Origin of the sequence: Lysinibacillus sp. S1, assembly GCF_044986265.1 — a bacterium.
In the GTDB taxonomy this organism is placed as follows: domain Bacteria; phylum Bacillota; class Bacilli; order Bacillales_A; family Planococcaceae; genus Lysinibacillus; species Lysinibacillus capsici.
The window spans coordinates 2,132,237-2,143,690 of record NZ_CP173154.1; the positions used below are offsets into that span (position 1 = coordinate 2,132,237).

Here is an 11,454-nt window from a genome sequence, read left to right on the forward strand (position 1 = left end):
GTTAATAAGTTCGGATAATGGTCTTTTGTTGTAATATTCCATCTACTGAAGTTTTTTTAGCTTTTTACTTACAGTGGACATAAATTGTCCTTTAATAAAAAAGGTTATACATAAATCCGATTTTTCATGGGATTTATGTATAACCTTCAGGACTATGCTTGTCTATCAAATTGTTGGATCATTTTATGCAATGCTTCCGATTGCTTTTTCAAACTTTGAGCCAGATGCTCGACTTGTTCAATTGCATAGGCTTGCTCTTCAGCAGCACTACGAACTTCCTGTGCACCTGCTGACGTTTGTTCCGCAATGGCAGCAACTTCCTGTGATTGTCGAGCTGTCGTTTCAATATTATGCATTTGCTGTTCAATTAAAGAAGAAATCTCAACAATTGATGTTGCCATTTCATGTACATTAGAAGCCATATTTTCTACTGCTGTCGTTGTTTCAGACACTCGATCGGCTTCCTTTGTTGCAAAGGCAACTTGTTCGTTCATTTGTTTCACAACTACCTCTACGTTTTGCTGCATGGTTTGAATTAAAGCTGTAATTCCTTGCACTGCTTTTGCACTTTCATCAGCCAAACCACGGACTTCTTCAGCTACTACTGCAAAGCCTTTTCCATGTTCTCCTGCACGAGCAGCTTCTATAGAGGCGTTTAGTGCCAACAGATTGGTTTGTGCTGCAATGTCACCAACTAAGCTAATTATTCGTTCTACCTGTCCAGCATTCTCTTCTAGCGCATGAATGCTTTTTAATGCCTCATTATTGCCTGTCGCAATTTGTTGRATACTATTCACTAATGTTTCAATGGCTTTTGTTGTTGTCGATAAATTATGTAGAATCTCTTTAGTTTGTGATGCTGATGCTTCTGCCCTACTATTTACCTCTGTTGCAAGCGTTCTTACATCTTCAATCGCTTCAGCAGTATCTTGTACAGCAGTTGCAGATGCTTCTGCTCCTGTAGAAATATGCTTTACGGTAGATGCAATGCCTTCTGCCTTTCTTGTTGCCACTCCTGCTTCATCTGAAAGCTGGATAATCGATTGATTCGTTTGTTGGAAGTTATGATCAATACTTTCCACCATTTGACGTAAGTTTAACACCATTTGTTGGAATGCCTCTGCAACAGATCGAATCTCATCATTTGTATTAGGCATTTGTACATCCTGTCCTATTTTTCCTTCTGCCACAAGTGTTGCTGAGTGTTCAAGCTGCTGCAACGGCTTGATGAGGATTACACTTAAAAAGGCAGCTAATATCCCTGACCAAGTTATGCCTAACGCATACGTAATCACTTCAAAAACTTTTCGATTTGTGTCAGGGAAGAAGGTAGGTTGTAWAAACTCAATGAATATAAAACTKACACTGTAGGTGATTAGTGCAAGAACACTAACAAATAACACCAACTTTAGGCGTAAACCAAATTGTTTTTTCATAGGACCCCTCAATTCTTTTCTAGTTTTTGTATTAATTGATCAACCAGTTCTTTTAATTCTGCAAATGTTGCTTCATAAATTGCTCTATTACCACCATAAGGATCCACTACATTTTCTAAACTGCATTCATTTGTATACTCTTTCAATGTAAATACTTTATGCTCAGCTTCTGGATAATTGGAAATGACGGTATCTTTGTGAGCAGTCGTCATCGTTAAAACTAAGTCTGCCCATGCCATTTCAGCTTGTGATAATTGCGTCGCAAAATGTTGATGGGACATTTGGGCTTCATTTAACACTTGTTGTGCATGTGCTGACATTTGTGCATTAGGCATCGCATAAATACCCGCTGAGCGCACTTCTACATTKTTTATTTGTTTATGTTTTAAMATAGCTTCTGCCATCSGACTGCGAMAAGTATTGMSTKTACAAACAAATAWKATKKTCACMCYTATCACTCTCCAMWTTTATCTAGTGTTGAATAGCTAGAATACTCATGATTATAAATATAATGCCAGCAATGATTTGAATTTTATTGCCAAAAAAGACTTGGCTCCTACGTGCTATAACTAATGACCCATAAGCACAAATTAATGCACTTAAGCCTGCACTCATAATAAAAATCGTTTTTTCTAAGTTAAGCATACCAAAAGAAACACTAACTGAAAAGGTGTCTAGGCTTGCAGTCACTGCTAAAAGTACAGGTGAAATCGTTACTTTTTCATCTCTGTGCGAAAATAATAATAAATGCATCCCGATACAAAATAATAAAATACTTGAAATCCATTGTCCCCATTCTAATAGAAATCGAACTAAATAGCTTCCTAATTCAAACCCTAATAAAGGAAAAAGCATATGTAATGCAGCCGTCCATAATGATAAAAATAATCGATATCTAACATTTGGCAGCAAAACATATAGACCAATCACATCAACAGACGTTAATATACCTGCAAGAATTCCCTGCAAGAACGCACTCCTTCGCTCCCTAATATTTTATCATTTTATGCTCGAAAATACATTATTATCATAACTGTTTACTATTGTTTTTCATTTTTAACATATAATAATTGGACAAAAAAAGACAAAAAACATGTGGTTTTTCAATGTCTTTTGCCTATAATTGTTCTATTATTATTTACAATGAATACCATTTACCTCCAGAGGCTTTTTCAAGTCTATTCATAATAGCTGCACCTACTCCTTCTATTGAAGTAGTTGTTGCTAATATTACGGTAGCGGTAGTTTTATCACATGCTCTAAGTGCATTATATAAGGCCGCACCCATTTCTTCTTTACTTCCTGCTTCACCAATAGAGAAGTAAAAATCCACTTTAATTTCTTCAAAGTTCTCAGGTGCAAGTAGTGCTACACTATGTCCTTGTCTCTGTAAATGCAGAACAGCTTCGTTGACTTTCTCAACATCACAGTCTATTAAATACACGGGAGCATTTGGTGCATAATGCGTATATTTCATTCCCGGTGCCTTAGGCGTTGCGTCTAGCTTCTGTTCTATTTTAGTTGGTTGAATCACTGGACCAATCTTAGCCTCAAGCATTTCCTTCGTAATGCCACSTGGACGTAAAATTACTGGAGGTTCATGTGTCAAATCTRBTACAGBWGACWMAARCVMTATGHVTGTAGAAMCTCCATCTAAAATATAAGGTATGTACCCTTCTAAATCATCTAATACATGAACGGCTTCTGTAGGACTTGGCTTTCCACTACGATTAGCGCTCGGTGCAGCAAGCGGTTTTTGGAGCTGTTGTAGTAAGGCGAGCGCTACTGGATGATCAGGCATTCGAATCCCAACTGTTGATAACCCAGCTGTGACACTTTTAGCTAATACATCTGGCTTCGCTGGCATCACCAGTGTTAATGGTCCTGGCCAAAATAAATCCATGCATTGTTTAGCTATGTCAGAAATATGTTCGATATAGATCGCTACTTCCTCTTTTGTACCAACATGGACAATTAAAGGATTATCTGAAGGTCGACCTTTTGCTTCAAATATCTTTTTAACTGCCAGATCATTTGTGGCAATCGCTCCTAAGCCATAAACCGTCTCTGTTGGAAATGCGACTACCTCTCCTGCATTTAAGATATCCACAGCTTGTGTATAATTAATCTGACTATTCACATTACTGTCCACAACCTTACAAACAGTTTTCATGATTAATACCTACCTTCAATTATTCGTTTTTACTGAATTATCCACATATTGTTTATAACTTAATAAAAAATGTGTATAAGTTGTCTGAATTTGTGCACAATTCATTCAAAAAGTCCTTTAATCCATTCCCATATAAAGAATGTAACTTGTTCTTTTTCTTCTACTTCTACTTCTTCTTTTACCTCTTCTTTATCAGGCTCACATATCGATGGGAAAATACTGCACCACCAGTTATCTCCACGGGCATCACCAATCTTTACAACAATTGATTGATAGACATTTTGTGGATAAAGTACAGCACCTTGTCTTTTTGGTGGGAATAAATTATCCCCAACAACAACCTGTGCATCCAATTGTGGATAATTTTCGCTCAGTTTAGCTTCAATTTGTTGTTTTAAAGAAAGAATTTGCTCATTCACAGCAAATCCAGCCGTACCCAGTTGTAGAAAGTATGGCTTTAAATCTTGGACAAGCTGCTGTTTCTCTAGCTGATCTTGTGCAGTATTACTGTTTGCGATAACACGTATACGAAAATCTTTTTCTTGCACATCACCGGAAGATTCCTTCGCCAAACCTACTAATGTTGGAATATATAAAACACATAACTGTAAAACAATCGCAATTAATACTAGTCTAGCAAAAGCTAGAAAGATATTTTGTTTAGGTAATCTAATAATCTTGTATTCGTTCAACATAAAAATCCCTCCTTGCTCAACATTGTTGGCAAGAATAAGAAACTTTATACATGTRGCTSACAAAAAATCATTCGAGGTTTACCGTTAATATCTTTTTCTACTGAAACTGTCGCCTGTGGAAAACTATCTTGAAAGAATTTGGCTACTTTCTCCCCCTGTGTATAACCGATTTCTAATCCAATCAACGCTGGCCTATTCATATAAGCTGGTAATTGTTCGGCTAATTTTCTATATAAAATAAGACCATCTTCCTCGGCAAAGAGGGCACTATGCGGCTCATGCTCTAGCACAACGCTTGACATTGCTTGTGCCTCATCAAATGCGATATACGGTGGGTTCGATAAAACAATATCAAATTTTTCTCCTGCAAGTGGAGCAGCTAAATCTCCCAATCTAAAATCAATATCTGCCTCTAATTGCTTTGCATTTTTTTGAGCAGTTGCTAGTGCAGCTTCTGATAAATCGSTAGCTATGACCGTTAATGCTGGGCATTCCAGCTTCATTGAAATAGCAATGGCTCCACTACCTGTACCGATATCAGCCAGCTTCAATGTTTGCTTTGTAAATAATTTAGGTAGTCGATTAATTGTTCCAAGCACCAATTCCTCTGTTTCAGGTCGTGGTATTAAGACAGATTCATCGACTAAGAATGAACGGCCATAAAACTCCTCATACCCAACACAGTATTGGACAGGGCGTCCATTGACATGTTCTTCTAAGAGCTCATTAAATCTCATTTGCTGCGCTGCTGTTAATTCATCTTGCAAATGCAACATAACTTCTCCATAACTAGTACCAAGCACATGTTGCATAACAATCCGCGCTGCWGTTTGWTSACRACCATYATCMAYWRHAAAAGVABAAGMCCACYCAARGGHMTCCATCACATTTTTATAAGTCATCATTTAAACGCTCTAACTTCGATGCTTGTTCTTCTAAAATAAGAGCATCGATAATCTCGTCTAGTCTGCCTTCAACGATTTGATCTAGCTTTTGAATCGTTAAGCCGATACGGTGGTCGGTTACGCGGTTTTGTGGATAATTGTATGTGCGAATTCGCTCAGAGCGGTCACCAGATCCGACAGCTGATTTACGTGTAGCATCAATCTCTTTTTGCGCTTCCTGCATATACATATCTGCAACACGAGCACGAAGAATTTTCATTGCTTTTTCACGGTTTTTAATTTGTGAACGTTCATCCTGCATCGAAACCACAACACCTGTCGGTAAATGGGTCATACGAACAGCAGACATTGTTGTATTTACAGATTGACCACCCGCACCAGAAGATGCGAATGTATCTACACGGATATCTTTTTCATGGATTTCAACATCTACTTCCTCAACCTCAGGTAAGCAAGCAACTGTTGCTGTTGATGTATGAATTCGGCCTTGTGATTCTGTAGCAGGGACACGTTGTACACGGTGTGCGCCATTTTCAAATTTGAATTTTGAATAGGCTCCTTGTCCATTAATCATAAAGATTACCTCTTTATAGCCGCCCATTGGGTTTGGTGTAGCTTCCATAATATCAATTTTCCAGCCTTGCGTTTCTGCATAGCGAGAATACATACGGAACAAGTCACCTGCAAAAATATTAGCCTCGTCACCACCAGCTGCCCCACGGATTTCCATAATAACGTTTTTATTATCATTCGGATCTTTTGGAATTAATAAAATACGTAATCGCTCTTCTAGCTCTTCCTGCTGTGCTTTTAATAGGTTAAATTCTTCCTTTACCATTTCGTGCATATCAGGATCTTTTTCGCTATCTAACATTTCTCGTGTATCTACTAGCTGTTCTTTAACACTTTTATATTCACGATAAGTATCTACTGTCTCTTGGATATCTGATTKTTCCTTAGAATATTCGCGTAATTTCTTACTATCATTAACAATATCCGGATCGCTCAAAAGCTCAGTAAGCCTTTCATAACGATCTTCCACTGCTTGTAATCGATCAAACATGGATTTCACCTCTATTTAGTTTTTTAAATTGCTCCTTTTTTACAGAGAAGCCGCTTTCATCAAAATTACGCTAAGGCGTAATGGTTTTTTCATTTCTTATTTCCACTACTTAGTATAAGGAAATTTTCACATGTATGCTACTTTTTCTTAGCGCTTTAACAAGCTACTTAGCTTTAAAGCGGTGGATTTGCATGACATTTTCGGCAAACAGGATAATACGAATCATTGCCACCGATTTGAATTTGATCTCCTGTGTAAACTGGCTTTCCACTTTCATCTACTCGCAAATTCATTGTTGCTTTTTTATGACAGAACCAGCAAATTGTTTTCATTTCCTCAATTTTATCTGCATATGTAAGCATGTACTGGCTACCTTCAAATAGCTCATTTTGAAAATCATTTTTTAAACCAAAGCCCATTACGGGAATGTCCAATTTATCCACAATGTTAGCTAGCTGTAAAACATGTGCTTTTTTTAGAAATTGAACTTCATCCACAAGCACACAATAAGGTTTGACAGCATTAGTTTTCACTATTTCAAAAATATTTGTATCTTCATAAACAGGAATGGCTTGTTGTCGTAAACCTACTCGACTGGAAACGAAGCCCACCTCATCACGCGTATCTAGACCTGAAGTAAACATCATTACAGGTTTTTGTTGTTCTTCATAATTATGGGCAACTTTTAGAATTTCTATTGACTTTCCACTATTCATTGCACCATGTTTAAAATATAGCTGTGCCATTTTGTCTTCTCCCTTTCTTTGTGTCAATCTGGATTTTGAAAAGACTTGCATCAACGTGTATTATTTACTGAAAAAAATACCTGCCAAGCGCATGCTTGGCAGGTATTAAACTAACATTAGTTTTTAAGACCGTATTTTTTGTTGAAACGATCCACGCGACCATCAGCAGACGCGAATTTTTGACGGCCAGTGTAGAATGGGTGACATTCGTTGCAGAACTCGACAACGATGTTTTCTTTTACTGAACCAGTTTTGAAAGTGTTCCCACAAGAGCAAGTTACTGTTGCTTCTTTGTAGTCTGGATGAATTCCTTGTTTCATATTCGTTTTCTCCTCTCGCCCTGAACCATCTGGAACAGAGTATTATCGAACTGTACCTTACATAGCCCGAATATGTCGACTACAAAAGTTGTGTCGAAGTGGAACGTCAGCTACATATGTACACGKTGCATACTTTTGAAGTATAGCATAGACATTTTATCATTTTCAAGTAAAAAATATTAAAAGCAAACCATCCCTAATACCTAACCGCGAACTTCACGATAATCATTGTCTACTAACCCAATTTTCTCATTTCGTTCTTTAAAGCGAATATTATGTGAAGATACATWGGCTACTTTCGGTGCATCTGGCTCCAAGTATAGTTTTGCACTATTTAATGCTAGTATTCCATCAGTAAATGCACCAGATATTAATCTAACTTTACTAGGATGATCAATAAAATCACCAGCTCCATAGATACCGGCTACGTTCGTTTCCCGATTCTCATTAACAATTGCTACGCCATCCTGAATATTTAATCCCCATTCTTCAAGCGCACCGTAATCGCATTTTAAACCATGATTTACAATGACAGCATCTACCTTTACTCGTTCCAATTCATCGGTATCTTTATTGACAATSSMYACMYMYTSAATTAAATCACCGTCCCCATGCAAWTGAAYCACTTCAKAGGGCGTTTTTACATGAACTAAGGATTCTTTCATACGTAAGACATTTTTTTCATGTCCACCAAAATCATCTCGCCGATGAACAATCGTGACGCTTGCGGCAATTGACTCTAGCTCATTAGCCCAATCAACCGCAGAATTACCACCACCTGAAATCAACACATGCTTGTCTCGGAAGATTTCTAATTCCTGAACTGTATAATGTAAATTCGTTACTTCGTAGCGATCCGCTCCTTCAATTTCAAGCTTTTGCATAGAAAGGACGCCATAGCCTACTGCTAAAATAACCGTTTTGGAATAATGCTTTTCTCCTGTAGAGGATGTTAAAATAAATGTTCCATCCTGTTGCTTATCTAACTTTTCCACTTTTTGATTTAAGACAATCGTTGGATCAAAGGTTTCAGCTTGCTCCACAAGTTGTTTAATAAGCTGACCACCTAAAATAGGTGTTACTCCACCTACATCCCAAATCATTTTTTCAGGATATATTAACATACGACCACCTAGTTGTGAGCTATACTCGATAATTTTCGTTTTTAGATCTCGCATTCCACTATAAAAGGCAGTATAAAGCCCTGCTGGACCACCACCAACAATCGTTACATCATATAGTTCCTCTGACATTTCCTCTTCTCCATCCCCTTCTAATCTATTCAAACGTAAATTGTTTGACAAGAATTAATCTAATAACCGTCTATTCTTTCCCCTCATGGCAATACTATTCACACACAAAGGAAAGAGTGCTATTTACNTTTTTATACTTTCTANTAAATACAARAAATAATGTGCTCCTAAAACTGCTACCACAATCCCTGCTGGAATTTCTGAAGGTTCTAAAATGGAACGACCGATTGTATCAGCCATTAACACTAAAAAACCTCCTAATAAAGCTGCGGTTGGCAATAAAAACTGGTGTTTAGCCCCAACTAGCTGTCGAGCTAAGTGTGGCGCAACAAGGCCAACGAAACCAATTCCACCACTTACTGAAACACTAGCTCCAGCCAAACCAACAGCAGCAGCCAACAACCAGCGTCGCTCTTTTTCTATCGAGGCACCTAGTCCTACTGCTGTTAATTCGCCTAAATTCAATATGTTTAATACACGTGATTTTGAATAGACGAATGGCAATAAGATAACTAACCATGGTAATAACGACAGAACAAATCTCCAATTTGAGCCCCAAATGCTACCCGCTAGCCATGTTGCTACAAATTGATAATTCTCTGGCGATAGACGTAGTGTTAGCACAATCATAGCCGAGCTAATCCCTGCTGCCACAGCTACCCCAGTTAAGATTAAACGCATTGGTGTAATCCCCTCATGGCGTCGATAAGAAAGTGAATAAATCAGTACAGCTGTCAAACCTGCTCCTACAAAAGCCAGTATAGGCAGTAAATAAACAGGTGCTGCTTTCGTAGTTGGAAAAAATGACACATAGAGCATAACCGCTAGTCCTGCTCCTGCATTAATCCCTAAGATTCCTGGGTCTGCTAAGGCATTTTTAGAAATGCCCTGTAAAATAGCGCCTGATATAGCTAACCCCATACCTACTAATACAGCAATCACAATTCTTGGAAGTCTGAATTCATATAAGATAAGCTGCTGTTGTGCATCACCTTGACCAAAAAGAGTCCGAAGAACCTCCATTGGTGTCAGTTTAATGACACCTGTATTCATACTTATGACAAAGGTAATAACAATTAACACAATGAGCGTAGCAAGGATGGAAAAATGTTTCCTTTTCGCCTTTAGCTGACTTGGTGTTAAATAGCTGTTACTCATAGTTCTTTCCCTCCTTTTCGAGCTAAATAAAGGAAGAATGGTACTCCAATAAAGGCTATGAGCGCACCAATGGGTGTTTCATAAGGTGGATTAATAACACGTGCTACTAAATCAGCTAACACAACAAGCAATGCTCCATATACCAAGGAACAAGCAATGATCCAGCGATAATCATGACCAACTATGTATCTGGTTAAATGAGGGATAATTAACCCTACAAAACCAACCGCACCGACAACAGAAACTGCTGCACCCGCTAAAACTAAAACAATGATCATTCCCCATACTTTTACCATAGCAGTACGTTGCCCTAGCCCGACTGCAATTTCTTCACCTAAGCTCAGTACGGTGATGGAGCGTGATAGGATAAGGGCTCCTATCATCGCAACAAGTATCCATGGAGATAAGATTTGTAGATGGCTCCATTTTGTGCCTGAAACCCCACCCGCATACCAAAATGCGAGGTCTTGTCCAATACGAAAATAAAGAGCAATTCCTTCTCCGAGCGCCCCAAGTAACGCACTAACAGCAGCTCCTGCTAAAACTAGTCGCATAGGTGTTAAGCCACCTTTAGAAAGCGAGCCAATACCATAAACGATGGCCACACCAAGACCTGCACCTACAAAGGACCATAAAATTAAATACATATAAGGCAACCCAGGGAAGAAGGCAAAACATACGGCTAACATAAAGGCAGCTCCTGAGTTCAAGCCTAATAACCCTGAGTCTGCTAAAGGGTTACGTGTCATCCCCTGCATAATCGCACCCGCTACCGCAAAGCTTGCACCGACTAATGCTGCTCCAAGTACCCGTGGTAAGCGAATATCATGGATAATTTGATGTGTTGTTAATTCTGGTGAAAAATGGGTAACAGCTGTCCAAACAGTACCCAATGAAATATCTGCTGCACCAAAAGAAATTGATAAGCCAATGGCAACTATTAATCCAATTACTCCTACGATTAAAGCCACTACTCCACGGATCGGATGAGATCGCTTCTGTAGCTCTTCTAAATCGTGGAGCTCTCCTACTCCTGTCGACGTAGTCATTTTATTTCCTCCTCATAACTTCCAACTAGCTTTTATTTTTTCATATCGTACAACTGATAAGATAGGCAGATTGGATTTTCACTATAGGGACATACAGCCATTTCTGCATCGATATTAAATACCCTTTGTAAATTTTCTTTTGTCATCACTTCTTTTGGACTGCCATTCACCATTAAATTGCCGTCTCTCATGGCCATCATAAAATGAGAGAACCGTGATGCATGGTTTAAATCATGTAAAACCATGATAATTGTTCGTCCTTCTTCCTTATTTAATTTTTGTAGCAACAATAAAATATCGAGCTGATGTGCTAAATCTAAATAAGTTGTTGGTTCATCCAGTACTAAAATATCCGTGCCTTGCGCCAATGCCATAGCAATCCATACTCTCTGACGCTGACCACCTGATAATGCTTCGATTGGTCGATCACTAAATTCTCTTAGCCCCGTAACATCAATAGCCCAATGGATATATTCATAGTCTTCCTTTTGCAATGTACCAAACCCTACTTGATGAGGAAAACGACCATAGGATACCAGTTCAAAAACCGTTAATCCTCCTGGTGCTGTTGCTGTTTGAGGTAAAATAGCCATTCTTTTGGCCACTTCTTTTGTTTTTAATTGATGTATAGCTTTGCCATCTAAATCCACAANACA

Annotated in this window: 12 protein-coding genes and 1 pseudogene (1 of these 13 running past the window's edge); all 13 read right to left on the reverse strand. The window is 38.4% G+C overall.

Annotated elements, in window-relative coordinates; all coding sequences use genetic code 11:
• Positions 1 to 152: 152 nt before the first annotated feature.
• Positions 153 to 1,436: a methyl-accepting chemotaxis protein gene (locus ACHZEU_RS10795; RefSeq protein ID WP_404804497.1), complete on the reverse strand. Its 1,284-nt coding sequence runs from the start codon at positions 1,434 to 1,436 to the stop codon at positions 153 to 155.
• Positions 1,437 to 1,444: 8 nt separating this feature from the next.
• A complete protein-coding gene (locus ACHZEU_RS10800) occupies positions 1,445 to 1,840 on the reverse strand; it encodes a low molecular weight protein arginine phosphatase (RefSeq protein ID WP_404804498.1) in 396 nt (131 codons plus the stop codon).
• Positions 1,841 to 1,907: 67 nt separating this feature from the next.
• Positions 1,908 to 2,405, reverse strand: a complete 498-nt coding sequence (locus tag ACHZEU_RS10805) for a manganese efflux pump (protein WP_404804499.1) — start codon at positions 2,403 to 2,405, stop codon at positions 1,908 to 1,910.
• A gap of 169 nt (positions 2,406 to 2,574) precedes the next feature.
• Positions 2,575 to 3,609 carry an L-threonylcarbamoyladenylate synthase gene (locus ACHZEU_RS10810; RefSeq protein WP_404804500.1) on the reverse strand — a complete coding sequence of 345 codons (1,035 nt, stop codon included), beginning with the start codon at positions 3,607 to 3,609 and terminating at the stop codon, positions 2,575 to 2,577.
• A gap of 101 nt (positions 3,610 to 3,710) precedes the next feature.
• Positions 3,711 to 4,304, reverse strand: coding sequence for a stage II sporulation protein R (locus tag ACHZEU_RS10815; protein WP_404804501.1), 594 nt, complete (start codon positions 4,302 to 4,304; stop codon positions 3,711 to 3,713).
• A gap of 44 nt (positions 4,305 to 4,348) precedes the next feature.
• Positions 4,349 to 5,209 (reverse strand): annotated as a pseudogene (gene prmC / locus ACHZEU_RS10820) (peptide chain release factor N(5)-glutamine methyltransferase).
• Positions 5,196 to 6,272: a peptide chain release factor 1 gene (prfA, locus tag ACHZEU_RS10825; RefSeq protein WP_404804502.1), complete on the reverse strand. Its 1,077-nt coding sequence runs from the start codon at positions 6,270 to 6,272 to the stop codon at positions 5,196 to 5,198. Before prfA ends, prmC begins: the two are co-directional and overlap by 14 nt.
• A 173-nt stretch (positions 6,273 to 6,445) precedes the next feature.
• Positions 6,446 to 7,018: a thymidine kinase gene (locus tag ACHZEU_RS10830; RefSeq protein ID WP_048395608.1), complete on the reverse strand. Its 573-nt coding sequence runs from the start codon at positions 7,016 to 7,018 to the stop codon at positions 6,446 to 6,448.
• A 116-nt stretch (positions 7,019 to 7,134) separates the two neighbouring features.
• Positions 7,135 to 7,338 carry a 50S ribosomal protein L31 gene (gene rpmE, locus ACHZEU_RS10835; RefSeq protein ID WP_004269457.1) on the reverse strand — a complete coding sequence of 68 codons (204 nt, stop codon included), beginning with the start codon at positions 7,336 to 7,338 and terminating at the stop codon, positions 7,135 to 7,137.
• Positions 7,339 to 7,541: 203 nt separating this feature from the next.
• Complete coding sequence (locus ACHZEU_RS10840; protein WP_404804592.1) at positions 7,542 to 8,591, reverse strand: NAD(P)/FAD-dependent oxidoreductase; 1,050 nt, start codon at positions 8,589 to 8,591, stop codon at positions 7,542 to 7,544.
• 123 nt (positions 8,592 to 8,714) lie between these two features.
• Complete coding sequence (locus ACHZEU_RS10845) at positions 8,715 to 9,749, reverse strand: FecCD family ABC transporter permease (RefSeq protein WP_404804503.1); 1,035 nt, start codon at positions 9,747 to 9,749, stop codon at positions 8,715 to 8,717.
• Entirely contained in the window at positions 9,746 to 10,798 is a 1,053-nt protein-coding gene (locus tag ACHZEU_RS10850) for an iron ABC transporter permease (RefSeq protein WP_048395607.1), read from the reverse strand. The genes ACHZEU_RS10845 and ACHZEU_RS10850 overlap by 4 nt, the downstream gene beginning before the upstream one ends.
• A 32-nt stretch (positions 10,799 to 10,830) precedes the next feature.
• A protein-coding gene (locus tag ACHZEU_RS10855) for an ABC transporter ATP-binding protein (RefSeq protein ID WP_404804504.1) crosses the window boundary here: on the reverse strand, positions 10,831 to 11,454 show its 3' portion. It continues 171 nt past the right edge of the window; the window shows 624 of its 795 coding nt (coding positions 172–795); its start codon lies off the right edge, out of view — the gene reads right to left on this strand; it ends in the stop codon at positions 10,831 to 10,833.

What these genes read in the sequence shown, in the direction of transcription:
- ACHZEU_RS10815 (WP_404804501.1), bottom strand. Translation starts at nt 4,304, where the DNA reads ATGTTGAACGAATACAAGATTATTAGATTACCTAAACAAAATATCTTT.
- ACHZEU_RS10830 (WP_048395608.1), bottom strand. Translation starts at nt 7,018, where the DNA reads ATGGCACAGCTATATTTTAAACATGGTGCAATGAATAGTGGAAAGTCA.
- rpmE (WP_004269457.1), bottom strand. Translation starts at nt 7,338, where the DNA reads ATGAAACAAGGAATTCATCCAGACTACAAAGAAGCAACAGTAACTTGC.
- ACHZEU_RS10850 (WP_048395607.1), bottom strand. Translation starts at nt 10,798, where the DNA reads ATGACTACGTCGACAGGAGTAGGAGAGCTCCACGATTTAGAAGAGCTA.